The organism is Billgrantia lactosivorans (genome assembly GCF_003254665.1).
Taxonomy (GTDB): domain Bacteria; phylum Pseudomonadota; class Gammaproteobacteria; order Pseudomonadales; family Halomonadaceae; genus Halomonas; species Halomonas lactosivorans.
Genome location: NZ_QHGY01000007.1, coordinates 45,306 through 68,259, shown reverse-complemented (window position 1 = coordinate 68,259; position 22,954 = coordinate 45,306). Strand labels below are relative to the sequence as shown.

Genomic DNA, 22,954 nt, shown 5'->3' with positions numbered 1-22,954 from the left:
ACGCTCACGACGCAGAATCGCCCTTTGCCTGTTTGGCTTGTTGTTCAAGTCTGCCGCGCAAGGGCTCCAGATCATAGCCAGCCGCATTGGCCGATGCGATAAGCTCGGAAACTGGACGCCGCGGGGCAAGCGATAACGCCCACAAATGAGAGACGCGCTTGCCGGTACGGCAGAAGCCGAGCACGGGTGCCTTTGAAGTATGCAACACATCGGCAAAGGCATCGATATCCGCCTGTGCGTACTCACCGGGCTTGACGGGGATCTCGTGCCAGGCCATGCCCAATGACTCTGCTTTAGTTTTCATGGCGTCAAAGTCCGGCTGGTCATCGCTCTCGCCGCGAGGACGGTTGGAGACGATCGTACGAAAGCCTTGCTCGGCGAGCTGTTCGAGTTCGTCGAATCGAGGTTGTGCCGTCACGTAAAGACGATTATCGAGCGGCTTGATGTCCATGGGTTACCTCCTTGTCACTTCAGGAGCGCGCCTCACCCCAGGCGGCCCCCGGTAAAGCATCGAGGGGAATCTTCAGGTAGCGACGCCCGTTCTCCTCTGGCTCTGGCAGGGCACCGCCCCGAATATTGACCTGCAAGGCGTGCAGAATCAGTTTCGGCATGGGCAGCTTGGCATCACGCTCGTTGCGCATGGCAATAAAGCTATCTGCGGTCGGACAGCCTTGGAGATGAATGTTGGCTTCACGCTGGGTACGCACCGTGCTTTCCCACTCCGGCTCGCGATCGCCGGGCATGTAGTCATGACCGGTAAACAGCCGAGTGTTGTCCGGCAGTGCCAAGATGGCCTGGATGGAATCCCATAGCTTGTGGGCATTGCCCCCGGGGAAATCGGCACGGGCCGTGCCGCCATCCGGCTGAAACAGCGTGTCATGTACGAAAGCCGCATCGCCGATGACATAGGTGATCGACGCCTTGGTATGGCCGGGCGAGAACATGATCCGGCCTTCTACCTCGCCCACACGGAAGGTGTCGCCCTCGGTAAACAGGTGGTCCCACTGGCGTCCGTCATCCGGAAAGTCCGGCCAGTTGTATAGGTCTTTCCATAAGGCCTGGACACCCTTGACATAGACGCCAATCGCAGTAGGCGCCCCGGTTTTTTCCTTCAGGTACCGGGCCGCTGAGAAATGATCGGCGTGGGGGTGCGTGTCGAGGATCCACTCAACTTCAAGCCCATGCCGATCGACATAAGCCAAGAGCTCATCGGCATGGAAGGTGGCGGTAGCACCCGATTTCTCATCGAAGTCGAGTACCGGATCGATGATGGCACAGCGTCTGGTGGCAGGGTCGCTCACCACGTACTGAACGCTGAACGTGCGTGGGTCAAAGAAGCCAGCGACCTTGGGCGTCCCTGGCGATTCCGCATGGATGTGCATAACGCCTCGCTCCGTTAGATCAATATGATAAAAGGTTAGACCATTTCCGAATAAACAAAAAGACCGTGTTACCAAACGACGTAAGTCGTAGCGAAGGCTTACAGTCCTTTTTGCAAGCTTCCCACATAGCTACGGCAATCTGCGGGAAGCTGGAAACGCTGTTGTCCTGTCAGGGAGCGGGGCCGCCCATGATTTCTTGCAGGCGCTCATCATTCGGCAAGCCTTGTATGACTTCTATCCCTGCCTCGACTTGGTAGAAGGTGCTGGGCGTAGCTTGCAGCCCCAGCCCTTGCATTAACTGGTGGTTTTCGTACAGGGTCTGCTCTGTCTCAGGGGAAAAGCGTTCTTTTGCTGGTGGAGTGTCGCCCTGGTTGTGCTCATGCAGCGCCCTGGCCGGATCATTGGACTCAAGGATAGCCAAGGCTTTTTGTGGACTGTCCTCGAGCAAGATGCCCACCAGAATGTGTCGCAACTGGACTTCGCCCGCCTCTACCCAGGGGCGAGTTTCTTGCCACAGCTGTTTACAGTAGGGGCAGTTGGGATCGGTGATCGTATAGACGACGCGTGGCGCATCTGGATCCCCGTCGAGTACCCAATGGCTCTCCTCGAGGTCGGACCAGATTTCCGCATCCTGAGGGCCACGGACCATTGCGCTCAGCGGTTCTCGGGACAGATTGTTGCCTTCCGCATCGACAAGATTCCCAACGATGGCATGCTTGCCATCTTCGGTCAGGTATACGGCAATCTCCTGTCCCTGATAGCTTGCGGCATACCCGGTGAGGCCACTGGGCGCTTCAAAGTCACCATGTATAGTCAAGCCCTGGTTGGCGATGGCCTGGATGGGGTCAGGCCATTCTTCTGCCACCGCTATGGGGATAGCCCCAACGAACGCCAATGCTAGAACAGAAGAACTAAGTCGTAGCGACATGCAATACTCCTAAAGTAATGTTTCTCAGCGCAGCTTTTCCAGTCCGCGCTTGAGTGTGGCTGATGACAATTCGCCAAGATGGGTATCGACGAGTTGCCCCTGGGCGTCGTAGAAAAAGGTCGTCGGCATGGCCATGGAACCAGTTTCTTCACCGAGGGCGGTGCTGGGATCGAGCATGACGTTCTCCAGCTCCAGCGATTCCGCAATCAGGAATTGTTCAATAAGCTGCTTGTCCTCACCCTGATTGACGAAAACGAAGGCAATATCGTCTTCTTCCTGCTGCGCAGCCTCCAAAACTGGCATTTCGCGACGACAAGGGGGGCACCAGGTGGCCCAGAGATTAATCACCATGGGCGTGCCTTCGCGCTTGGCGAACTCGTCAAGTACAGTAGGGTTGCCCTCGATGGTCCATAATGGCGTTTTTGGTAACGGGCGAGCTTTTTCCTCGAGGAGCATAAGGCTGCCCACCGTTAGCATCCAAGTAATACCCCCTGCCGTTAAAGCACCAAGTAAAGGTGTACGGAGGTTAGGAGAACGCCAGAGCCGCCACGCCACATAGCCAAGGCCGGCAATAAGTCCACCCAGGATATCGAACCCGCCATCGCGAATATCCAACATGCCGAGAGGACTACTGTAATGCTCGAAGTAACGCACTACGAACACAATTCGCGCAACGATTAAGGCGATCAACAGCACGTTAATCAACTGATCACCGATCGCAGTTCGATGACGCCGTCCCATAATTCCGCCCACTAGGAGGGCAATTGCGACAGCAAGAAAAAGCAATAATAGGTTTAAGCTCATGCCCACTGGACCAATAGCAAGACTTTGATTGATTGAATTCATGCATCTCGTCCTTCAGCAGCACTTTTAATAGAGGGAGTCAGCCCTGCGCTTTTCAAGTTTTCAAGAAAGTCTTCAGCGCTTAGTTCACCTATAACTCGGTTAGCACGGCGCTCTTGCCCGTCGGGACCGAAAAACATGATCGTTGGTGGGCCCAAAATGCCAAAGGCTTGCATGATTTCTCGATCTTTCGCCGAATTCTCCGTAACGTCGGGTTGTAGACGAGTGACTCCAGCCAAGACCTGCTGAACGTTGGGGTCCTGAAACACTTCTTCTTCAATCACATCGCAGGAAACGCACCAATCAGCAGTAAAATCCACCATGGTCCATCTATTTTCGGCGCTGGCTTGGTGAATAGCAGCCTGAAGCCGTTCGAGGGTATCGATCTCTTCGAATGATAATGATGTCTCGGAGGTAGAATCGCCCAACCGGGATTGCTGTAGAAAGCCCAGAGGCTGTCGGAGGCTTTCACTACCTCCCGCTGCGCCGAGTACCCATGCGGCTCCCCATATACCGATGATTAATGCCGAGCTGCGTGCCGCCAGCGATGTTGCCGCTGGCTGTGTCGTAGCAGCTACTTGCCAAAGCGACATGGCAATGATGATAGCCAGAGCACCCCATAGCCCAACGACAACCCAAGCTGGCAGGATCCGTTCGGCGAACCATATCGCCATACCCAGCAGGACGAATCCGAACAGCGCTTTCACTCGTACCATCCATAGGCCAGGTTTGGGCAACAGGCGTGGACCTACCAGCCCAACCAGTAATAAGGGCGTCCCCATCCCAAGCCCTAGCGAAAGCAGCGCGGTCCCGCCCTGCAGCGCATTTCCGTTTTCAGCGATATACAATAGCGCCCCGGCAAGCGGTGCGGTCATGCATGGGCCAACGAGCAAAGCGGACAACGTACCCATGATGGCCGCCCCCATCATTCGCCCCCCTTGCTGCCGCTGCTGCAATCGATCCAGCCGGTGACGCACAACGGCAGGAAGCTGCATTTCAAAAAAACCAAACATGGCCATTGCCAAGAGGACGAAGAGTACAGCGAATACGCTGATGAAAACGGGATGCTGGAAAAGTATCTGTAGGTTGGCACCCGCTAAGGCAGCGGCCACGCCGAGAAGGGAATAAGTCAACGCCATGGGGAGTACGAAAGCCAAAGATAAAAGCAACCCACGCCCGGCATGATGCCCCCCACCGACGATAAGACTAGACAGGATAGGCACCATAGGCAGCACGCAAGGCGTGAACGTCAGCAGTAGCCCCATGCCAAAGAAAGCTGTCAGGATCCATAGAGTATTACCGGCTGCCAAGGAAGCAGCGAGACGTTGATCCTCGGCCATAGCGGATGTCGCGTCAGGTTCGGCTGTTTCATCTCTATCAGTAGTGCTCGCGCGGCTGGGTAAAGAAGACGAAGGCAAGCTGCCGTTTTGCATCAAGTCGCCTACCGCTACAACGCGTTGTTGTGGCGGGTAGCATAGACCCGCCTTGGCGCACCCTTGCCAACTCAGTTCTAGTTCTTCAGCCTCTTGAGGATCGACGCGAACTTCCACGCTTTCGTAATAAACTTGTGAATCGCCAAAGAACTCGTCATTAATGCTTTCTCCCGCCGGCAACTCGGACACCACAATTGAGGAGGGCTTTCCTTCGATGCTGAGTCGGTGTCGATACAGGTAATAAGAATCGGCAATATCCCAGCGCAATAATATCTGCTCTCCCTCTTGAGCGATACTTAGCTGAAACGCGTCATCCACATGAAGAAAGCCCTCTTCGGATGCGCTTGCCATTGGTAATAATGCAGACAACGTAAGAACCAGAAAAAAATAACAGAGCCGCTCTAGTTTTGTGCGAATTTCGCTACTCATCGGTGAACTCCTGTAGCATTTTTTGCCATTATGACAGCCTAGGATTAACGCAACATTATCGGTAAAAAATTATCCTGCATGCCGATTTTTCTTGCCTATAGGAAGGACCGTATGGAATACTCAGCGTCTTTCTATTCTCTAGGAATCTTCATGAGGTCCTTACTCTCTCGTAACACACGCCGTGTTTATAATTTTTCAAAATCTATTGCAGTATTGTGCCCTACACTGACAACGTTAGCGATAGTCAACGTTTCTTTTGCAAATGATAGCGAGCCATCTTCCAATAAATATCAGATAGCGAAAGAGACCCAAATCATTGGCGAGGAATATTCGGTTACTCTTACAGAAGATATAACTTTGTTAGACATAGCCCGAGAGCACGGTGTGGGGTACGAAGAAATACGCGCAGCAAATCCAGACACTAGCCTTTGGACACCTGGCGAAGGAGCAGAAATCATTATTCCCGCGAGGCATATCCTACCCAATGCTCCGCAGGAAGGCATCGTCATTAATCTCGCCGAACTTCGGCTTTACTACTATCCGCCAACCCAAAATGAAGCTACGCGCTGGGTCGAGACCTACCCGATCGGCATCGGACGAGATGGTTTCAATACTCCGCTAGGAATTACCCAGACGACTATGCGACTTGAAAACCCAGCCTGGTATCCGCCACGCTCAATGCGAGAAGAAGCTGCTCAACGAGGTGATCCTCCGCCTTCTGTGGTTCCCCCTGGCCCCGATAACCCGCTCGGAAGCCATGCGATATTGCTCGATTTACCGGGATATCTCATACATGGTACCAATCGTCCAGATGGTATCGGCATGCGCGCAAGTCGTGGCTGTATCCGCATGCATGCGGAGGATATCGAAGCACTTTTTGAAAAAATCCCCAATGGAACGCAAGTCAATGTAATAGATGAAAATTTCAAAGTCGCTTGGGAGAATGATCGGTTATACGTGCAGTCATTTTCAACTTTGTCTTATGACAGAAAAGGTATAGACGCATTGCTCAGCTCACTAACTCGACTAGCGGAAGTAACAAAGGAAAAGGAAGCGTCCGTAGACTATATTCAGCTCCTAGACCTATTAACGGCAAGCGACAGAAACATAAATCTATTATATCCAATCGAAAGAAGAATCGAATACAAACCCAACCTATATGAGGAAATAGAGAAACGCTGGGCAGGCATCTATCAAAGCTTACCTAGGCAGGAATAAAATTAGGTGTGCAGCCAACTAAGCATGCCGGCTTGCTATACCCCTAGAATTTACCGAAAAAAAACTCATTGAATCTTTTCATTTCCCTTTTTTACACAAGAGCAGGAAGGATTTACTACGCTAACCAGAAGGAATTTTAATATAACCAAAAAATTGGTGAGTATATGATCAATTTTAGAAAGCTTCAATATTCAGCGTTAGGCGTGTCTATGCTTACGCTGGTCGGCTGTACCGGCAAGGGTGAGGCCCGCTCGAACGTAGAGGCACCTGGCGAATCAGTGGGTGCGAAGGCTCGACTATTAGAAGCTGGGGCGAGTGCAATGCAGACGGATGAGCCACCATCGCGGCTTGAAATTTATCTGGTAGGTTTCCATCCGTTGAAACAGGAGCCAGTGCATCAGTTTGAAGCTCACCACTTTTGCGTTCAGGTAAATGAAGATTTTTTGCAATGCGCACTCTACGATGGAAATTCTGGCGACGCAAAGCTAAACGGGATTGAATACATTATCTCTGAAGAACTTTTCGAGAGACTTCCAGAGGAAGAAAAACAGTATTGGCATCCCCATAACGGCGAAATCCTCTCCGGCCAGCTGGTGGCTCCTAATCTACCCCAGGCAGCTGAACATGAGCTTATGAAAAGCAAGATAAATAGCTATGGAAAGACATGGCATACTTGGGATACTGCGCAAACCAACAGTGCAGAAGCTTCCTTACCTCTCGGAGAGCCATCTTTAGCATGGTCGTTCAACCGCGACGGCGAGGCGAACCCAGGGTTAATCGAGGAACGTGATGAGGATATGAATATCGATACCGCAGAGCGGCGTAGAGCACGGCAAGACCTTGTGCCGTTAGCTAAGCCACAGTCAGGCGTAGACGCTTTGCACGGTGAATTTCCAAGACCAACATCTCCGATTCCAGGCGTTGAGGCGAAACCTTAAATTAGCCAAAGTAATCCACAGGAGGATTTATGCTTCCATCTACCACTTCACGCGTTGAAAACAATACATCTAAGCAAGCTAATTATGAAATTCAGAAAAAGACGATGCAAAGCATCGTTTATTATTCCGAAAACCCCAATGAGATTGATCAACGGCTTAGTGAACTAGACCACGAGTGGGATATAGAGCGAACGCTCGAGGCAAACGCTGCTACTATTAGCCTCGTTGGGATCAGTCTTGGCGTATTGGTTAATAAACGCTGGCTGGCTCTACCCTTCGCAGTGTCTGGGTTCCTTCTTCAGCATGCGATTCAAGGATGGTGCCCACCTGTCGTTATATTCCGCAATCGCGGCATTCGAACATCGGCTGAAATTGATCACGAGCGATACGCACTTAAGGCGTTACGAGGGGATTTTGAAAATCTTGACAAGGTTGGTGAAGGTAGTCATAAAGAGCGAGCAAAAAAAGCTTTAGACATCGTGAAAAAATGACAATTTCTGTATTAACTCTCTCTTATGATGATCAGCAGAGCTTGTAACAACGAATTTATTTTATCTATAGTGGTAGATCTTTTGTTTTTATACCAATTTACAAAAAAAATATTTCGTTTTACCCCATTGCTGGCCCAGCGGGCCAGCAATGAAACTCATTAGATAAATGTAATTACCGAGATAGGCTCAGCAACTTAGCGTCGAATACTTACAAGCGAGCGTTAGACCGTCGTTTTAGAACACACTGGTAGGAACTATGCTCACTTAGCGTTCAACGGCTGACTGAGAGGGAAAGACTGTCACACTTCGCGTATTTTTCAGGCCGCCATGATCATGGCCATACGACTTTCCAGCTCCTCGTAGAACGCCTCGACGCGCTCGGCGATGCTGCGGATCAGCACCTCATCCCGGTAGGCGCGCTTGATGAACAGCGGCATGCCGGGCCAGTAGCTTACAAAATCGATCCACTCCCGCTCGCTGACCCACAGGCCGCCCTGGCACTGCGCCACGTGCTCTTGAGGCAGCTCATCAGCCAGTAGCAGCTCGATCTGGTACTTGGGGAGCTTGGTCTTGATCTCCACCAGGCCGTGGCTGTCCACCAGGCAGTCCGGCGAGTAGCCCACGCCGTGGTTCAAGATGATGCCGACCTGCTCCAGACGAGGCAGGCCGGTGGCCTCGTGATAGAGCTCGCGGGCCACTGGCTCCAGTTCGTGGCCTCGCTGGGTGTGGACGTTGCCCTGGAAGACATCCGAAGGCTCCCCGGTGATGCGCTCACCGATCAGCTGATGCATGTAGCTGAAGGCACCGGCTCCGAAGCCTCCCGGTCCCTTACCCTTGACCAGCAGGGTCTTCAGCTCGGACATGGTGACGATGCCGAGACGGGCGGCATGCCACTCGGGCGTGCCCTGTTCCAATGTGAGGATCTGCATGACGAACCTCCTTCGAGACACCACGGCATACCGGCGAGGGCACTCCCTCGCCGGTATATGCTGGCGTCATGGATTGGGTGATGGTGGTTGGGATGAATAGGCTCTGGGGTGGGTCAGTGGCGTTGACGCTGAGGCACGGCGCGTTTGTGCAAGGAGGCACGCAGCTTGTCGAAGTCGCTGCGTGGCACCTGCGCCACATCGCCGTACTTGCCGATGAACCACTCCTGGGTGGTCACGGGGCAGGCGGCGAGGAGATGTTGGAGCTGACTCGCCTGGAACGGCGTGACCACCTTTATCGGAGGCGCCGCACCATGACCGTTGTCGTCCTGCCCGCGGGTGGTGATGTTGAGTAGCGCGCACAGCACGTAGCGTTTGCCATAGCTGGTCGAGGAGCCGAAGGCCTGCACGGCATTCTTGCTGCCGCTGGTATCGGCCGGCAGCAGCATGCTGGTCTCCTCACGGTGGCCGTCCTTGTGCATCAGCACGCCGGTCACCTGGATACCGCGCTCCTGGGTCTGGATACGGAAGCTCACCGCGAAGCCGTGCTGCTTCATGATCGGCCGGACGGTGTCGACGATATCCTCTAGGGTGGCGTAGGCGCCGTTATTGCCCTGGCCACGCTCGGCGATGCTCGGCAGCTCCGTCTGCATGGCCGCCATGGCGGCGCTGTAAGCCATCAGTGCTTGGCGGTCGAGTACGCGCTCCTGCATCTGCAGCAGGCGCTCCATCTTGTCGATGTCGACCTCGGGATTGAGGGCGGCACGCTCGATCACCTGAATGATCGCGGTGCTCTCCTGAAGCGGCGACGCCGGCACCGATACAGCCTCGGTGACCGCAGCCTGGCGGGTAGCCGGAGCCCGGCCGTTGGCCTTGCTGCGTGGGGTTTGGCTGGGTGTGGTCATGTGACCTCCTTTACTGATAGTGCTTGAAGACGTCCTGGAGCTGATCGGCAGGGACCGGCTCCAGTGACACGACCACGCGAAACACCTGGCCTTGGGCCATCACGTGGGTCTGGGCTTGTTTTTGGCCAGCACCGAGCAGTTGACGCGCCAGCTGCGTCAGCGCCCGGCAGGCCTCCAGTGAGAGAGGAAGTGGCATGAGACCTCCAGAATCGAAAACGCCCGACCTGGTGGGGTCGGGCGCTATGCCGTGAAAGGGATAAGTGAGCTTGGTGGACGGGACCGCAAAGGGTACGTCATCTCTGATGAGATTCAGGTCACCAGGGCCATGGCGGAGTCGAGTGCCTTGTCTTTGAGGCTCGCCCCCTGGCCGAACCAGGCCGAGTCCATGCGGTAGTCATTACTGCGGGCCCGCTTTTCGTGATCGACGTACTCGGTGATGGCGTTCAGCAGCCCCCAGGCGGTGCCCTGGGCCGTGCACAGCTGCGACCCCCGCCCCTCGCCGTGGTAGAGCTTCTGCACGCGATTGAGGGCGCGGACGTTGGGCAGCTTGGAAGGATCGTCAAGCGGTTCCTCGGCGTTGCAGATCACCGCCTGGAAGTAGGTCTTCACTTCCTCCTGGCTAACCTTGCGCTCGGCCAGGGTCTTCATGCGATACATGAAGTCGTCCCACTGCGAGACCGAAATGCCCAACTGCTGCTTGACCCGCTGCGGATTGAACTCCGTGCTGTGCGGCACCTTCACCCCCTGGCTCATGCCGTCCACCGCGATGGTCAGGGTGTTGTTGCACACCACCCGCACCGAGGTGGGCGTGGCTACCGTGGCCAGCGACCCGTCGCAGGAGGTCGCCAGCAGCAGGTAGGCATTGACCTGATCCTGCCCCTTCAGCGCCGTTCCCAGGCCACTGCGGGCCAGCGCCCAGAACTTGCGCCCGCCCTTGAGCACCCCGGCGGTCTCCAGCTCATAGCCGGCGTACTCGGTCAGATCCCGGTAGAACTCCAGCACCTCCTCCGGCTGGACCACCTTGTAGCGCTGAGAGACCACCGACAGCGGTGCCCGGGTATCGGAACGGTAGAGCACCTTCTGCTCCGGGAAGGAGTGGATGCTGCCCAGATGGCCGGCGCCATCGGCGATGAAGCGCACCGGGGATTCCTCGATGTGCCAGTCCATCCCAGCCTGCTGCCGCCAGACCTCCAGGGGTTGATGACGCGACAGCTGCTGCCCCAGTCCGTGCCAGGGGGTGTCGCCAACGTAGGCCATTTGCTCGATCAGATGTGCCATGGGTATTGCTCCTTGATGAAAAAAAGCCGGTAGATTGCCGGCGGGAAGGGGTAAGGGTCAGTCGAGAACTCGGAAAGCGTAGCCACAGCCCAGGCAGAGCCAGGGCGTTCCCTCACCGGGCGGGAAGAGGTGCTGCACCAGCTGATGAGCGGCAGCCGCACCAGCGACACCGCCTGAGGTTGCCGCCACCACCGCGGAGGCGATGCGGCTCAAGGGGAAGCGTGCCGAGACGGTGATCAGCCCACCAGGGGCGTAAAGCGAGGTGTAGGCGCCCTTCACAGAGCCGACCAGGGCACCGGCAGCGGTGCCCAGCTTGCGAGCAGTCTCGAGATTGATGACGCGCTGCGAGGCACAGCGCGAGCAGGGTGGGGGCATGTCAGGTCTCCTGTGCTGTTAGGTCAAGCCCGGGGAGGACTCAGCTCACAGGAGTGATATAGGTCTGAAATAAACTCTACTGGTGAACGTCATGCTCTGAGCCAATGCGAGCCTTACAAGCTCGCCATGTAGATCACTGATAAAAATGGAATAACTTTTTCCAGCTCAAAAACTCATATATCCACAAAAGCAACATGGCTACGGGCAATAGAGTGCCAGCCTCAATAGGTGATATGACGGTAATAGTAATATGCAATTAAAGAATAAAAAAATGCTTAATAAACCAATAAGGAATAAAAGGCGGTGCACCAAGGGAGGAGGCATCCATAGCCTCCGACCACTCACACAGGTAAACCATATCCATACCCACTTGATAGCGAATGACACCTGCACGCTCAGCCATCAAAGAGGATCGCCCTATTAAGAGGCGATTCCCAGGCACCCTATTAACCAGCAAACACGGCGCTGCTTACGAGCGCTAACACCCTTGTTCGCGAAGTTGACCCGATCCAAGGGACAATCGACAACAGGCCCATACCTCATTAATGACTTCACCCACTGCCCACCGCTTCAAGGCGGAGAGGTCAGTGTGCGTGTGTGTCCTGAATAACGCCCAAGGAAAAACCCATGATCACGAGACGTCCTAAGCGTAATCCCGACAATCCCAAGCAGCGCTTCTACTACGATCACTGGTTCCGAGGACTACCCGTGCAGCAACATGCGCTGGGCCCACTGATTGAGAACTACTTGGAGACCACCCTGCGGGTACTCCAGCACACGACCTTTCAGCAGAACCGCACCTTGGCGTTTCGCCTCGACCTGCGTTTTCCGCAGGCCATGCCGGTGGGACCGGTGCACACTAATAACGCGTGCCTCAACGATTTCTTCTACGCCCTACGCAAAGAGCTCGACGCGGCCGGCACCAAGTACACCACGGAACTGCGCTACCTGTGGGCCCGAGAGCAGGACGCCAGCCCGAAGCCCCACTACCACCTGATGCTGCTGCTCAACTACGACGCCTTTTGCTCGCTGGGCAGCTTCTCCCCCTCACACGACGGAGGGTACGAGCTGGACAACCTCTATCACCGCTGCGTCCGTGCCTGGAGCTGGGCGATCGGCTGGCCGCTCGATGGCATGAGAGGGCTGGTCCATGTCGCCACGAACAAGCTGACAGGGCAGCCCTACGTATACTGTCTGCACCGAGATGACGCAGCGACCTTCGCCCAGGTGTTTTACGCCGCCAGCTACCTCTGCAAGGCCTACTCCAAGCCGATTGCACAAGGCATCCGCTGTTTCGATAGCAGCCGCCGGTAGGCTTTAAACTAAACTAGACCCCATCCTAGGATCACCTGACGGGTCACCTTCAGACAGGGTTATCATGGTATAAAGCCGTGATTCCACTACTCGCCGTGCTCCTCTACCGATAGTTCCCGACAGCCTCCACGCTCGGTGGCAAGTACTCAGCATGCGAGACAACCACCCGAAAAACGCTAAGCACAGTCGGTATATATAGCAAAAAAATCTAGATCATTTTTTAACCAACCACAACGTCTGGTACCCAGCGACCTGGGACCTGACTCCAAACGTCCACTGGAAACCGGTTATTTTGGCTACCAATAGCCAAAATAACCGCTTTGCTAGGCCTCGCATTCTCGGCGGCCTGATTTCTAAACAATATTTTATTCTCCAAGTCAAGACCTTTTCTTAACAGCTTGCGTATCTTAAGCAGTGCTGGTTCTTTGCTGCGATAGAAGCGTCACTCTCTGCCCCGCCACCAAAAAGGCCCGGTGGCAACCACAAAACTAAACAGGAGAGTGACATGAGTTATCCCTTTCAACCGATACTGCCTGTCCCCGGCAGCTTCACCCCCCAGCGCGTCGAATCCACTTTATTGTGGCGATCCAGCCAAGAGCTCAGTCAGAACTGTCAGGTGTCGATGGATCTCACCGTCCTGACCCTACTAGCGGGCGTCAGCATAGTGGCTCAGGGCCGCTACGATCTGAAGATGCCCTACGGCGCGATCAAGCCCATCTCGATCAATGTACTGGGCGTGGCAGGCTCTGGTGAGGGCAAATCTCCTCTTACCGAAAAAGTGCTGTATCCCATTCAAGAAGAGCAGCGCAAACAGCACCGGGAGTGGCGTAAACGGCTGGATGCATATCATGGAGAGCTAGAGGAATGGCGCACCGATGAGAAGGTATTGACTCAGGCGATCTACCGAAAACAGACCAAAGGTGGTACAGCGGAGCATGAACGTCAATTGCTGCGAGAACTGCATCAGCGTAAGCCCGAGCCTCCCCGCGAGTTCCGGCTGCTGTATCAGGACACCACGCCCGAAGCCCTCTTCTGGGCCTTGGAAAAGGCCATCCCAAGCGCCGCCCTAGCCACCGACGAGGCGGAAGTCTTCTTCAAGGGCGCCATGAACCGGGCCCGCAGCCACATCAGCACACTGTGGAGTGGCGGTAGCGCGCTCATCACACGGGCCACTAAAGAAGATATCGTGCTGGACGATGTACGCCTGATGCTGCTGCTGATGGTGCAGCCCGGCATCCTGCAAAAGTACATGGAAACTCAGGGTCAGCAGGCAAGAAATTCAGGCATGCTCGCCCGTTTCCTCGTATGCGCACCGCTGTCGTTTCGCGGTCAGCGCTTCTACTCTCTGCAGTCCTCCGACACGGAATGGAAAGCATGGGAGCAGGCTGAGGCACGCCTGACCACCTTGACGCGGGAGAACCTGATTTTGGCCCAGTCGCCTGACACGCCACGAGAAGTGCTGGAATTTACAAAGGAGGCGGCGGCCTGTTGGGTACAAGTGGCTAATGAGATCGAGCGACAGATGGGCCCAGGTGGGTATTTCGAGGCATGCCCCGATCATGGTTCAAAGCTTGCGGAAAATGTGGCTCGCGTAGCAGCGTTGATACACATTTTCGAGGGTCATGAGGGGGGAATCATCCCCGAGACAGTGCTGGCGGCAATGGATATCTGCCTCTATCACTCCGGCCACTTCCAGCAGGTTTTCATGCCACCTCCCCAGGAAGAGCAAGATGCTTATCGGCTAACCGAGTGGTTCAATGAGCTCCGGCAGTTCAGCTGGCGCATCATGCGGTACAACGATGTGCGCCAACGAGCCCCTCGCTCGCTGCGTGATAAAAAACGCCTCAAGGACGCTCTGGATGTGCTGATAGCTCATCAGCAGGTGGTAGTTTTTCATCACCACCGAACACGCTACATCGACTTGATGCCTTGGCAGGGGCCGCCAGACCTGAGCATGCTCTGACTCTCGCTTCGCTTGGCGCCCGACTGAAGAGTTTAATTTACCCTTCAGCAGCAACTTTTGACCTGCCCCAACAGGGAGTCGGCATGGCGATCACTTGCCAATCAGACACTCTCTACATGTTACAACGCCAACAAGGCCAGCATTGGCGACTCCCGCCGCCAATGCTGGCCTTGAACCGTTCGAGGCGTCGAATGCCGTGTCGAGTCCTCAAGTGAGGTGTGACGGTATTTACCTGACATGTTCACCACTTTCCAAACTTCACTCTCCTTAGGGCAGCAGGGTCTTCGCGTGAATTTTTAGCAGCTTCTTTATATACCTTGATCACAGAAGGCTCCAGCTCAATTAGCTTTGATACTTTATCGAACAACTTATTTTCATCATGCTCAATTGGCAAAGGGCATATTTCATTCAACGCAATTATTTTTTTAGTAATGTCTTGTGAGGCAACAACAGCACCCGACCAACCATCTTTCGGACGATGCCCTTTTATTATTTCCTTTACGATTGCAGTCAGCAATACTCGTTCAGCATATTTCTTATCCTCATTCGCCTTGCGCATGTTTTTAGAGAGGATTTTAGGCAAATTACTCTTCAAGTATTTTAATACGTCACAAGCAGCAGTATGCTGAATTGCGCAGGAATACTTTGCTATCATGTCCTTACCAAGCTTATATATTAACTCCTCCTGCTCATAATCAGAAAACTCCTTTACCACATACTTCATATCGTTTTCATAAACCATCTTGGCCGCAACGAATTGACGAACAGATGCATTGAAATGATATTCCACACCCTCCTCAAAATCTTCTTTCCCTTGAAAAACATTGAGTGGAAATTCGCGCTCCGACTGGTCAAAGCGTCCGTAAGACAAATCCTCTTTCGCTTTTAGGATAAGTGCATCGCAATCTATTGCCTCACCCTTATATTCTGAATGCTTGCTAACATACTCTTTCAGCATTCTTCCTGCCAAACAATGAATAGCTGACCACGACTCAACCAGACTCATCATCACCCCCATGAAATAAAACAACGACCCCAACACTCGTTATCTGAAATTTCCGCTTGATTGACCACTCGCTTTATTAGAAGCCCTTTTTAAGGGTGGACGGCCAATCATTAACCTCCAATCGGGAGCAGTCACGCTTGTATAACACCAGACCAAGGCTGAAGCCACCCTGCCATACAGCACAACCCCAATCACACAAATCCATTCAAGTCAATAGCGCTCCTTAAAGCTAGGAGCTTATTAAGCAACGCCGGTACGCAGATGAAAGCTGGTTGCAAAGATTAGCCATTAAGCCAGCCAATGAGAGGAGCAGCGATGGCCGGACAACTACTACGACCCGATCAGGTAGCTGAATGGCTGGGCATGAGCACGAGCTGGGTGTACGGCAACAAGCACCGCATCGGTTTCGTGCAGATCGGTAGTGCGGTTCGCTTTGAGCGGAGCGCAGTGGAGAGGTACGCTGAGAGCTGCAAGCGCGGCCCTCAGCTTGAGGAACGCGACAAATGGGAATCACAGTCAGATACAGGGAAAAGAGGAACCGGTGGGTGGTCACGGAAACGTACCACGGTCACCGATATCAACGAACGTTTGCGGGGAATCGAGAAGGGGAGCGACAGGCGCGGGAATACGCAGCGAAGCGCCAGGCAGAGTTGAACGAGGCGGCTTTCCAGGGTGAAGCCATGGGGCGCCAACCGCGGCGCACCTTCATCGACGGTCTCGAGCGATGGATCGACGAGTACGACGTGGCCAGTCAGGCGAAGGCCATCCGCCCGGTGGCTCGCTACATGGGCGACCGGGTGCTGCTCGGCATGGACAGCGTCGACAAGGCCCGCGAGATGGCCCGAGACCTGCGCAAGCAAGGGCGTGCGCAGAGCACCATCAACAACCATCTGCAGGTGGTCAAGCGGGTACTGAACCTTGCCTATCGGGAATGGGGATGGCTGGACCGCCCTCTGGGCGACAAGATCCGCAAGAAGATGCCCAAGAACGAACGGCATGTGTACCTGACCATCGAGCAGGTGAATCAGTTGCTACAAGCCATCCCCGATCACTCGATTGTCGAGAAGCGGGTGATCGCCCTGGCAGCGCTCACCGGGCTGCGCCAGGGCGAGCTGCTGGCGCTGGACCCGCAGAACGTCCAAGGTGGTCGCATTCTGCTGCGACCAGACCAGACGAAGAGCGGCAAGGCCCGGGTGGTGCCGGTACCGGAGGACGCCCGGGCATGGCTGGAGGAGCTACCCTTCGCGACGACCTATCATCGCCTGCGAACGGTGTGGGAACACGCTCGCCAGTCTGTGGGGCGGCCCGATCTGCGCTTTCACGACCTGCGCCACAGCTATGCCAGCATGCTGGCCCAGGCCGGCGAGAGCATGACCACGGTGCGCGATCTGCTGGGGCATTCCAGCCTGATCGTCACCAGCCGCTACTCGCACATGTTCGATGCGGGTCTGGACGATATCGGCGCTCGCCTGCCGAGCTTGAGCGGGGCCTTCTGCGACCAAACTGCGACCACACACTAGAAAAAGGGAGGGTAGAAACACAAACAGCCGCTCGTAAGCGACTGTTTTCCAAGTGGTACCGGCGGTCGGACTCGAACCGACAAGGGCTTGCACCCGGCGGATTTTGAATTTCATGCTACCTTAAGGGTGAAATGTATTAGACGTCTGGCATGCGTCGCGGCTGCCAGTAGAGCGGGATGAACGCAATGTCTGGCCCACAAGCACACTGCTAAGAAGTTGTTGTAGCTGCAACAGCGGCGAGGAGTTCACCATGAGTCATAAATTCCTTCGCTCTGACACTCCACAGAAGGCTGGCAATGGCTGGTCTAACGGCTGGCATACCCAAACCACCACTGCAGAATCCCTCAGAATCTTGAGAAAGTCTGCATTTTCCAGTGTCCGTTCCACCGCCAAGGCAGCAGCCACCGTTGATGGATGGAAGCGTGCTAGCAGCTTAGGAGGCAAACTGCTCGCTGGTAGCTTGGCACTTGCCGCTGGTCTCGCCCATGGCATGTTTCAGTCCGCTGCCTCACCGTCCTCCGACAGCGAGGAAGAGAAACAGGATCTTGGCTGGGGGGATTTTGGCGCTGGTTATGGCTACTACGGTAAGGATGGTAATAGGTTAGACTGAGTAAGTGTCGAGTCCCGTGTGATTCACCACCTTACTTTGCTTTTCCTCCAGAAGCAGCGGACTGGGCCTGGCCCCCTCCCTTCTCGCCGACTCTCTGGGATTTTGCACCTCCATCCCCCATGCTATTGGAGATGGCTCCTCCGGCCTTCAAGCCTGCCCAGCTCAGCACAGCAAGCCAGATTGATGGCAGCACCAGGAACATCATGCCCTCGACGAACTGCAATACCAGCTGGTCGTAGGCATTGTTGGCAGCAGCCATCCAGCTCATCTTAGCCGCATCGCTGTTATAGATAAAATCGATCAGCTTCGAGTCGATCCATCTCGCCAGTTCCCACCAGAACGTCAGGAACCAGGTTCCGAATAGACCGAAAGTGGCCATGCTCACCGCCTTGTACGAATAGCCCGAGATTACCGTCACGAAGGGCAGGCAGATCACCAAGGCCATCACCAGGGTAGCCTGAACCATGGGCAGTGCCTGTTTCAGCATGTCCATCCCCGCCGAGAACGGTAGAATAGACAAACCGCCACCAATCGCGCCTGCCCCCATCACAATCGAATCCCAGAATCCTGCTCGGCCGCCTCCGCCCAGGTCCCGGTAGCCTACAACGGCTTGGTCCAAGTTCCCGCTCGCTGCTCCCGACCTGGGGCTAACCATCCGCCGGATCACGTAGTCCTCGGCTTCGTTACTGGTGAATACGCTGCGGAAGCTGTCCCAGAACCCTGAATCGACCTGGTCGTGCAGTCTCGCTCGCAGGCCGATGTCGGACGACGACCACCATTCCCGGCAGGTTGGGTAGCCGGGCTGACCGGGGCCGGTGTTGGGCCGAGACACGTCCCGCTCTGCGTCATAGGGGAAGCCTGTTACCGGCCGACCAGCATGAAAACTGTCGTAATAGCCTGGGGTATCCAGAAAGAAGCGGCTACCGATCCAGTCGACATCCTGGGCGCGAGAGGGCTCGACGCTTCCATGCTCCTGGAAGAGCCTGTTACGGGCGGGCCCGAAACAGGCCAACTGGAATTCGCCGACTTCGCGCTCGAGCACCGGGTCCTCGATCGAGTTCAAGTCCAGCTCGGTGCGAATCGACTGCAAGTCGGTACTGCATGGAATGGCTGTAATGGCCGCCCCGGTCATGCCATGAGATACGGCATGGACGAAAGCCCACCAGACGGGGATGTTCGCTGTCTCCCCATCGATCGCACTGAGAGTCGACTCTCCCCACCCTCCGCTAGCGAATTGACGCGTCCCACACTCTTGGCTGCGTCTCTGGTCCACATCTACCGTGGTTAGTTGTACCTGGAGAATCGGCTGGCAGGTGAACAGGAGGATCAGCGCCATGGCGTACAACCGCGTCTCTATGCGGTTGATGGTCAAGACTCCCTTGTTGCCCTCGTCATCGCCCTCCTGGCGAGCCTTGTACCATTCAGAAGCAATCAGAGCGATGAACGGAATCGCCGCCAGTGCGGTACTGGTCATCACGTTCCAGATGGCGTTATGGATCAACCAGCCAAGCATGACCAAGGCGTTGGTAAGGTAGTCGAAAACCACCAGCGGCGCCGTGAGTATTCCCTCCATCACATGCCTCCAAGCCAGTTGGCTACGTTCATCGTCTCGAGCATGACGATGAAGCCTACCGACACGAGTTCGGTGCGCTTGAGCTTGTGGCGGGCTCGCACGCCGCCGTCTCGGTCATCCTCAACACTTACCAGCACGCTGGGCTTCCAGTAACGGAGCCACAGCCAAGTGATCGCGCCGTAGAACACCAAACGGCATCCCATTAGTAGTGGGGTCGCAGTGTCCATGATGGTTCTCCAGGCAGACAGACTGCCGGCCATCCGGATGCCGATCGAGGCGATGACACCGCTGAGGAAGACCACAGCCACCAGGGACACCACGAAGACCACCAGCGACGGCCAACGCCTCGGGTGGTACCAAGCGTGCCGGAAGCGGTTCACTCTTCTTCCCCATTCATCGGCCGGCCACGGCTATCCAGAGTTGCCCCGGGACGTGCTGTCTCGTCTCGGGTGGAACCTGCCGCACGGTTGGCGGCCCGTTCCAATGCGGTACCCGCGGCACTGCCGGCCAAGGTCTTGCGGATCTCCATCTCGGACTTCAGGGAATTGATGTCGCGGTCCAGAGAGGCAACGCGGCGATCGATAGCTGTCATGGCTGGATCATTGTTGGCAATTCCCGGCTCGCTGACCCCGGCGAGCATCATCCGCCTTGCCCAGATGGCCTTGGTCAACGTGCGTGCCAGCGCCATCTCGCTGGAAAGGCGATGCACGAGGAAGCTGGATTGGGGGTCGGTGCGCAGCGACTCGATCACCCCACGAGACACGGTAAGCCCATCGCCCGCGGATACCTCCCGAAGGTTCTCGGGGGTGGGCGGCTCATTGCCGGCCACCAACGCCACGAGTTTCTCGTACACTTCACGCTGCTCTTTCTCAAGCTCACGCATCAGCCCGGTACCGGCCTGGGACCGCTGCTTTTCGCAGTCTTCGCAAGTCTGCAGCTCATCCTCACCGATCACGGCGATGGTCCACTCGGCGGCGTCTTCCGGACTGCCCCAAACGGTGCACATCCCCCCCTGGCACTCGCCGTTCCCGCCCCCGCCTGATCCGTTGCCGCCGCCAATCCAGTCACCCTCGTTGGTGGGCACCGATCCCCAGCCGCCGCCGCCGGTCACCGCTGCCTTGCTCGTGATGTCGTCGCGCCCATGCAGCAGGTTGTAGCCAGCAGTGGCCACATCCTCTACGACTCGGATGGGCTCCTGGTTGCTGCCGCCCCGCCTCTGGCCACCAACCCAGGTCGTACCACCGTTCCCGCCGGACCGCTCGACCTGCTCTTGCGCTGCCACGACGTCGTCATTCCTTGTCGCAGCATCCTGCCAACTCTCGGCTACTGCCATTTCGTGCAGGCCCGCACCCATCGCTGCGTCGGCCATCCGCTCGGCCATCTGCTGGCACGATAATTTCCCCTTATCGAAGTCCATGCGCCCCTGGAGGACGCCATTGGACAGCAGATCGTAGAGACCGGGATTGGCCCGTTGGATGATCATGGCCGGGAGCTGTGCGACAGCGGCCTGGGCGTTCTGGACGACCTCGCCCATCAGGTTCTGAAAGCCGTTGGAGTGGCCATTCAGCTGGTTTGATACTGTCGCACCGATGTCGAAGTTTCCGCATGAGGAATTCATGTTCCAACGGATGCCCATGCCCGTCTTGTATGGATTGTGACCACGACCGGCAGAGATCGAGAATGGAGAGGCCCCGCCGATATCGTAGTAGAGATCGTCGGCGAAGGACTGGGCTTGGGCATCCTGACCCAGGGTCATGGCCATCGCCGCGACTACGGGCAAAATGGGACTCAGGAAAGTTCGCTTCATGATGATCTCCTTGCCTAGTCGCCGGTGTGGTAAAGCAGTTCCTGGCCTCTCCGCCGGCAGCAGCGATAGCGCCCCCATAGGGCGAAGACGTAATCGCCGGCTTCATCGATGCGATCGGCATAGGTGTCAGTGGGACTGCGGTCGGGCCATACGACGCAGGACCGGCTCATCTTGGGCATCAGATGCTGCCACCGGTGGTCATTGTCCCCCTCCACTACGGGATCCGGTGGCCAGAAACCATCCCTCTCAGAACTCACCAGCGGATGGTAGACGTGAGGCTGGCCCTCGCGTGTGACGATATCGGCGGAGCGCTGGGCCATCAGAGCGGCTGACTTGTAATCGTGCACTTGGTTGATGAAGCCGCTCCGGGGATAGATGTTGCCCCAGAGATCCGATCCCATTTGCCCCAGCTCACGGCGGCCAGGGATCAGCGCCTCGGGATAGGCCGTCTCGGGGATGCCAGAGCGCCACGCCAGCGCGTCCAACGTCGAGACGAAGTAGGGCTGGAAGGCCTGTGCGGCCCCGGAGCAGGTGTACCCGAGGGCACTGGCGAATTGGTTGAAGAGCTCAGCACCAGGGTGACCGATGGCATCGACATTCTTGAAGCGCAGGTGCTCCTGAATGTCCGACTGTGCCTCGGAAGTGCTCTGGCCGCCTGCCAAGGCGTCTCCGGCGGGAGGTGACACCATGGCGATTTCGCGCCAAGGGTTCCCCCCGGTGTTCTCATAGCTGGACACCACCAGCTCCGGGATGTAGTGGCGGACCTTGACGGAGGTTCGGATGCTGCAACCGAAGGTAGTGCAGTGGAGCCACACGCAGATCCCGATAACGTTGTAGTCGAGGCACTCCGTCGACAGTGCGGACTCCACGATCTCCGGGGTGGTGATGCTCGTCGCTCTGGCACTTTGGGGTGCTAAGCCGCATGCCAGAGCTAAGACCCCGGCCGCCAGCACAGCCGTCAGCCAGCGGGGCGGATACACACCAATCATCGCACCACCTCCTCGCGAGCCCGCAGAATCTCGATGACCGCAGCGCTGACATCGGGCTCGCCGTAGACGACGTACTGGCTGTCCACCACCACGGCGGGCACGCTCTCCACGCCGAGCATCCAGGCGCGCGTCACGCCGATGTGCCGCTCGGCGTACCGCTGCGTGATGTCTACCCACTTCGGTGACTGCATCCGCTCGAGCATGACGGCCTTGGCGGCTTCCGCCTCGGCTGGAAGATCCTCGGACAATTCGGCATCGAGGCGTGCCGGCGCATCGAGCTCGATGACGGCAGCCCCTGACGGAACGTTGGTGACGGGCTCACCGGCCACCGTGAAGATCTCAACGTTGTAAACCCCCTTTGCAACGGGGGAAGGATCACTCAGGTGGGCTTGGCCCAGCACACTTACCGGTACCAGAGCCAAAGCGGTGGCGACCAACCTGGCCAGCAAATGGAAGGTGTTCGAGTGCTGTCTCTGCATCATGGCCACTCCGAAGGATGGACTGGCTCAGAAGTACCAATCCCCAGCGGCTGCCACAGCAGGAAATGTTAAACGGTGCGAGTAGGTTTCTTGAAGGCGTGGATAATTCAGTTGGTATAGTGATATCTTAAATAAGTATTGAATCACACTAAGAGGCCAACAACGCATGTCACTGCTCAACTCCTACCTGCAACAAGAACAACAGTTAAAGCAACTCCAGGATCAATTGACGGAACTCGAGAGCAATCCGCACTTCAAGAAGGAACTCGAATTCAAGACCAAGCTGGAAGCCCTGATGTCGGACCATGACAAGTCAGCGGCTGAGGTCCTGGATCTGTTGAGTCCGACCGGCCACGCAAAGTCGTCGCAAAGCGGGCGCAAGCGGAGTTGAAGGTCTACGAAAACCCCTATACCGGCGAGGTCGTCGAAACACGCGGGGCCAACCAAAACACACTCAAAGCTTGGAAAGCGGAGTTCGATGAGGAGACGGTGGAGTCCTGGCTAGTCAGGGTCGAGGACTGATCCGTTCGGCGCTTTACGCTAATAC

26 protein-coding genes are annotated in these 22,954 nt (G+C 56.1%); 10 read left to right on the top strand and 16 right to left on the bottom strand.

The features are described from left to right. Positions 1 to 4 precede the first annotated feature (4 nt). The 5 genes from DIS04_RS14720 to dsbD form a co-directional block, all read right to left on the bottom strand. Positions 5 to 451, bottom strand: a complete 447-nt coding sequence (locus DIS04_RS14720; RefSeq protein WP_111414545.1) for a protein tyrosine phosphatase family protein — start codon at positions 449 to 451, stop codon at positions 5 to 7. A 19-nt stretch (positions 452 to 470) separates the two neighbouring features. Beyond that, positions 471 to 1,382, bottom strand: coding sequence for an MBL fold metallo-hydrolase (locus DIS04_RS14715; protein ID WP_111414544.1), 912 nt, complete (start codon positions 1,380 to 1,382; stop codon positions 471 to 473). Positions 1,383 to 1,551: 169 nt separating this feature from the next. Then, the gene (dsbG, locus tag DIS04_RS14710; protein ID WP_111414543.1) at positions 1,552 to 2,310 is read right to left on the bottom strand and encodes a thiol:disulfide interchange protein DsbG; all 759 of its coding nucleotides are present in this window, start codon (positions 2,308 to 2,310) and stop codon (positions 1,552 to 1,554) included. 24 nt (positions 2,311 to 2,334) lie between these two features. Then, a complete protein-coding gene (locus DIS04_RS14705) occupies positions 2,335 to 3,156 on the bottom strand; it encodes a TlpA disulfide reductase family protein (RefSeq protein ID WP_111414542.1) in 822 nt (273 codons plus the stop codon). Then, positions 3,153 to 5,015, bottom strand: a complete 1,863-nt coding sequence (gene dsbD / locus DIS04_RS14700; RefSeq protein WP_111414541.1) for a protein-disulfide reductase DsbD — start codon at positions 5,013 to 5,015, stop codon at positions 3,153 to 3,155. The genes DIS04_RS14705 and dsbD overlap by 4 nt, the downstream gene beginning before the upstream one ends. 150 nt (positions 5,016 to 5,165) lie before the next feature. Between dsbD and DIS04_RS14695 the strand changes: the two genes are divergently transcribed. The 3 genes from DIS04_RS14695 (at position 5,166) to DIS04_RS14685 (ending at position 7,662) form a co-directional block, all read left to right on the top strand. Further along, the gene (locus DIS04_RS14695) at positions 5,166 to 6,233 is read left to right on the top strand and encodes a L,D-transpeptidase family protein (protein ID WP_111414604.1); all 1,068 of its coding nucleotides are present in this window, start codon (positions 5,166 to 5,168) and stop codon (positions 6,231 to 6,233) included. 164 nt (positions 6,234 to 6,397) lie between these two features. After that, positions 6,398 to 7,171, top strand: a complete 774-nt coding sequence (locus DIS04_RS14690) for an OBAP family protein (RefSeq protein ID WP_245904576.1) — start codon at positions 6,398 to 6,400, stop codon at positions 7,169 to 7,171. Between the two features lie 29 nt (positions 7,172 to 7,200). Next, positions 7,201 to 7,662 (top strand): DUF2892 domain-containing protein, encoded by a 462-nt coding sequence (locus DIS04_RS14685; RefSeq protein WP_111414540.1) that lies wholly within the window; start codon positions 7,201 to 7,203, stop codon positions 7,660 to 7,662. A gap of 317 nt (positions 7,663 to 7,979) precedes the next feature. Here DIS04_RS14685 and DIS04_RS14680 read toward each other — a convergent pair whose 3' ends face one another. The 5 genes from DIS04_RS14680 to DIS04_RS14660 form a co-directional block, all read right to left on the bottom strand. After that, positions 7,980 to 8,591 carry a lambda exonuclease family protein gene (locus DIS04_RS14680; protein WP_111414539.1) on the bottom strand — a complete coding sequence of 204 codons (612 nt, stop codon included), beginning with the start codon at positions 8,589 to 8,591 and terminating at the stop codon, positions 7,980 to 7,982. A gap of 113 nt (positions 8,592 to 8,704) precedes the next feature. Further along, the gene (locus tag DIS04_RS14675; RefSeq protein ID WP_111414538.1) at positions 8,705 to 9,493 is read right to left on the bottom strand and encodes an ERF family protein; all 789 of its coding nucleotides are present in this window, start codon (positions 9,491 to 9,493) and stop codon (positions 8,705 to 8,707) included. A 10-nt stretch (positions 9,494 to 9,503) separates the two neighbouring features. Next, on the bottom strand, positions 9,504 to 9,689 hold the full coding sequence (locus tag DIS04_RS14670) for a hypothetical protein (protein ID WP_111414537.1): 186 nt from the start codon (positions 9,687 to 9,689) through the stop codon (positions 9,504 to 9,506). Positions 9,690 to 9,802: 113 nt separating this feature from the next. Beyond that, positions 9,803 to 10,771, bottom strand: a complete 969-nt coding sequence (locus DIS04_RS14665; protein WP_111414536.1) for a DUF932 domain-containing protein — start codon at positions 10,769 to 10,771, stop codon at positions 9,803 to 9,805. A 57-nt stretch (positions 10,772 to 10,828) separates the two neighbouring features. Beyond that, on the bottom strand, positions 10,829 to 11,146 hold the full coding sequence (locus DIS04_RS14660; protein WP_111414535.1) for a hypothetical protein: 318 nt from the start codon (positions 11,144 to 11,146) through the stop codon (positions 10,829 to 10,831). Between the two features lie 627 nt (positions 11,147 to 11,773). On the opposite strand from DIS04_RS14660, the gene DIS04_RS14655 reads away from it, so the two are divergent. Further along, positions 11,774 to 12,460: a YagK/YfjJ domain-containing protein gene (locus DIS04_RS14655; protein ID WP_111414534.1), complete on the top strand. Its 687-nt coding sequence runs from the start codon at positions 11,774 to 11,776 to the stop codon at positions 12,458 to 12,460. 505 nt (positions 12,461 to 12,965) lie between these two features. Further along, positions 12,966 to 14,423: a YfjI family protein gene (locus DIS04_RS14650; RefSeq protein ID WP_111414533.1), complete on the top strand. Its 1,458-nt coding sequence runs from the start codon at positions 12,966 to 12,968 to the stop codon at positions 14,421 to 14,423. Between the two features lie 241 nt (positions 14,424 to 14,664). Here DIS04_RS14650 and DIS04_RS20505 read toward each other — a convergent pair whose 3' ends face one another. Further along, positions 14,665 to 15,429, bottom strand: coding sequence for a hypothetical protein (locus DIS04_RS20505; RefSeq protein ID WP_162623086.1), 765 nt, complete (start codon positions 15,427 to 15,429; stop codon positions 14,665 to 14,667). A 300-nt stretch (positions 15,430 to 15,729) separates the two neighbouring features. Here DIS04_RS20505 and DIS04_RS20960 point away from each other — a divergent pair, with 300 nt between their 5' ends. From DIS04_RS20960 to DIS04_RS20500, 3 genes are all read left to right on the top strand, one after another. Beyond that, a complete protein-coding gene (locus DIS04_RS20960) occupies positions 15,730 to 16,083 on the top strand; it encodes a helix-turn-helix domain-containing protein (RefSeq protein ID WP_111414532.1) in 354 nt (117 codons plus the stop codon). 26 nt (positions 16,084 to 16,109) lie between these two features. Further along, a complete protein-coding gene (locus DIS04_RS14640) occupies positions 16,110 to 16,949 on the top strand; it encodes a tyrosine-type recombinase/integrase (RefSeq protein WP_162623084.1) in 840 nt (279 codons plus the stop codon). 250 nt (positions 16,950 to 17,199) lie between these two features. Continuing rightward, entirely contained in the window at positions 17,200 to 17,559 is a 360-nt protein-coding gene (locus DIS04_RS20500) for a hypothetical protein (RefSeq protein ID WP_162623083.1), read from the top strand. Between the two features lie 31 nt (positions 17,560 to 17,590). Here the strand turns inward: DIS04_RS20500 and DIS04_RS14635 are convergent, their stop codons facing one another. From DIS04_RS14635 to DIS04_RS14615, 5 genes are read right to left on the bottom strand one after another with little or no spacing between them, the layout of a single operon-like run. Further along, positions 17,591 to 19,132, bottom strand: coding sequence for a conjugal transfer protein TraG N-terminal domain-containing protein (locus DIS04_RS14635; RefSeq protein WP_111414530.1), 1,542 nt, complete (start codon positions 19,130 to 19,132; stop codon positions 17,591 to 17,593). Beyond that, a complete protein-coding gene (locus tag DIS04_RS14630) occupies positions 19,132 to 19,512 on the bottom strand; it encodes a hypothetical protein (RefSeq protein ID WP_111414529.1) in 381 nt (126 codons plus the stop codon). Before DIS04_RS14630 ends, DIS04_RS14635 begins: the two co-directional genes overlap by 1 nt. Continuing rightward, the gene (locus tag DIS04_RS14625) at positions 19,509 to 20,939 is read right to left on the bottom strand and encodes a hypothetical protein (RefSeq protein ID WP_111414528.1); all 1,431 of its coding nucleotides are present in this window, start codon (positions 20,937 to 20,939) and stop codon (positions 19,509 to 19,511) included. Before DIS04_RS14625 ends, DIS04_RS14630 begins: the two co-directional genes overlap by 4 nt. A gap of 14 nt (positions 20,940 to 20,953) precedes the next feature. Continuing rightward, positions 20,954 to 21,928, bottom strand: coding sequence for a TIGR03756 family integrating conjugative element protein (locus tag DIS04_RS14620; protein ID WP_111414527.1), 975 nt, complete (start codon positions 21,926 to 21,928; stop codon positions 20,954 to 20,956). Further along, positions 21,925 to 22,410, bottom strand: coding sequence for a TIGR03757 family integrating conjugative element protein (locus DIS04_RS14615; RefSeq protein WP_245904575.1), 486 nt, complete (start codon positions 22,408 to 22,410; stop codon positions 21,925 to 21,927). Before DIS04_RS14615 ends, DIS04_RS14620 begins: the two co-directional genes overlap by 4 nt. A gap of 163 nt (positions 22,411 to 22,573) precedes the next feature. Between DIS04_RS14615 and DIS04_RS20895 the strand changes: the two genes are divergently transcribed. Both DIS04_RS20895 and DIS04_RS20955 read left to right on the top strand, forming a co-directional pair. Then, positions 22,574 to 22,798: a hypothetical protein gene (locus DIS04_RS20895; RefSeq protein WP_340148173.1), complete on the top strand. Its 225-nt coding sequence runs from the start codon at positions 22,574 to 22,576 to the stop codon at positions 22,796 to 22,798. Continuing rightward, on the top strand, positions 22,795 to 22,929 hold the full coding sequence (locus tag DIS04_RS20955) for a hypothetical protein (protein WP_422668052.1): 135 nt from the start codon (positions 22,795 to 22,797) through the stop codon (positions 22,927 to 22,929). Before DIS04_RS20895 ends, DIS04_RS20955 begins: the two co-directional genes overlap by 4 nt. Positions 22,930 to 22,954: the final 25 nt, after the last annotated feature.

Excerpts from the sequence above, each read along its gene's own strand:
- DIS04_RS14720 (WP_111414545.1), bottom strand. The coding sequence starts at position 451 with ATGGACATCAAGCCGCTCGATAATCGTCTTTACGTGACGGCACAACCT.
- DIS04_RS14715 (WP_111414544.1), bottom strand. The coding sequence starts at position 1,382 with ATGCACATCCATGCGGAATCGCCAGGGACGCCCAAGGTCGCTGGCTTC.
- dsbG (WP_111414543.1), bottom strand. The coding sequence starts at position 2,310 with ATGTCGCTACGACTTAGTTCTTCTGTTCTAGCATTGGCGTTCGTTGGG.
- DIS04_RS14705 (WP_111414542.1), bottom strand. The coding sequence starts at position 3,156 with ATGAATTCAATCAATCAAAGTCTTGCTATTGGTCCAGTGGGCATGAGC.
- dsbD (WP_111414541.1), bottom strand. The coding sequence starts at position 5,015 with ATGAGTAGCGAAATTCGCACAAAACTAGAGCGGCTCTGTTATTTTTTT.
- DIS04_RS14695 (WP_111414604.1), top strand. The coding sequence starts at position 5,166 with ATGAGGTCCTTACTCTCTCGTAACACACGCCGTGTTTATAATTTTTCA.
- DIS04_RS14690 (WP_245904576.1), top strand. The coding sequence starts at position 6,398 with ATGATCAATTTTAGAAAGCTTCAATATTCAGCGTTAGGCGTGTCTATG.
- DIS04_RS14685 (WP_111414540.1), top strand. The coding sequence starts at position 7,201 with ATGCTTCCATCTACCACTTCACGCGTTGAAAACAATACATCTAAGCAA.
- DIS04_RS14680 (WP_111414539.1), bottom strand. The coding sequence starts at position 8,591 with ATGCAGATCCTCACATTGGAACAGGGCACGCCCGAGTGGCATGCCGCC.
- DIS04_RS14675 (WP_111414538.1), bottom strand. The coding sequence starts at position 9,493 with ATGACCACACCCAGCCAAACCCCACGCAGCAAGGCCAACGGCCGGGCT.
- DIS04_RS14670 (WP_111414537.1), bottom strand. The coding sequence starts at position 9,689 with ATGCCACTTCCTCTCTCACTGGAGGCCTGCCGGGCGCTGACGCAGCTG.
- DIS04_RS14665 (WP_111414536.1), bottom strand. The coding sequence starts at position 10,771 with ATGGCACATCTGATCGAGCAAATGGCCTACGTTGGCGACACCCCCTGG.
- DIS04_RS14660 (WP_111414535.1), bottom strand. The coding sequence starts at position 11,146 with ATGCCCCCACCCTGCTCGCGCTGTGCCTCGCAGCGCGTCATCAATCTC.
- DIS04_RS14655 (WP_111414534.1), top strand. The coding sequence starts at position 11,774 with ATGATCACGAGACGTCCTAAGCGTAATCCCGACAATCCCAAGCAGCGC.
- DIS04_RS14650 (WP_111414533.1), top strand. The coding sequence starts at position 12,966 with ATGAGTTATCCCTTTCAACCGATACTGCCTGTCCCCGGCAGCTTCACC.
- DIS04_RS20505 (WP_162623086.1), bottom strand. The coding sequence starts at position 15,429 with ATGAGTCTGGTTGAGTCGTGGTCAGCTATTCATTGTTTGGCAGGAAGA.
- DIS04_RS20960 (WP_111414532.1), top strand. The coding sequence starts at position 15,730 with ATGAGAGGAGCAGCGATGGCCGGACAACTACTACGACCCGATCAGGTA.
- DIS04_RS14640 (WP_162623084.1), top strand. The coding sequence starts at position 16,110 with ATGGGGCGCCAACCGCGGCGCACCTTCATCGACGGTCTCGAGCGATGG.
- DIS04_RS20500 (WP_162623083.1), top strand. The coding sequence starts at position 17,200 with ATGAGTCATAAATTCCTTCGCTCTGACACTCCACAGAAGGCTGGCAAT.
- DIS04_RS14635 (WP_111414530.1), bottom strand. The coding sequence starts at position 19,132 with ATGGAGGGAATACTCACGGCGCCGCTGGTGGTTTTCGACTACCTTACC.
- DIS04_RS14625 (WP_111414528.1), bottom strand. The coding sequence starts at position 20,939 with ATGAAGCGAACTTTCCTGAGTCCCATTTTGCCCGTAGTCGCGGCGATG.
- DIS04_RS14620 (WP_111414527.1), bottom strand. The coding sequence starts at position 21,928 with ATGATTGGTGTGTATCCGCCCCGCTGGCTGACGGCTGTGCTGGCGGCC.
- DIS04_RS14615 (WP_245904575.1), bottom strand. The coding sequence starts at position 22,410 with ATGATGCAGAGACAGCACTCGAACACCTTCCATTTGCTGGCCAGGTTG.
- DIS04_RS20895 (WP_340148173.1), top strand. The coding sequence starts at position 22,574 with ATGTCACTGCTCAACTCCTACCTGCAACAAGAACAACAGTTAAAGCAA.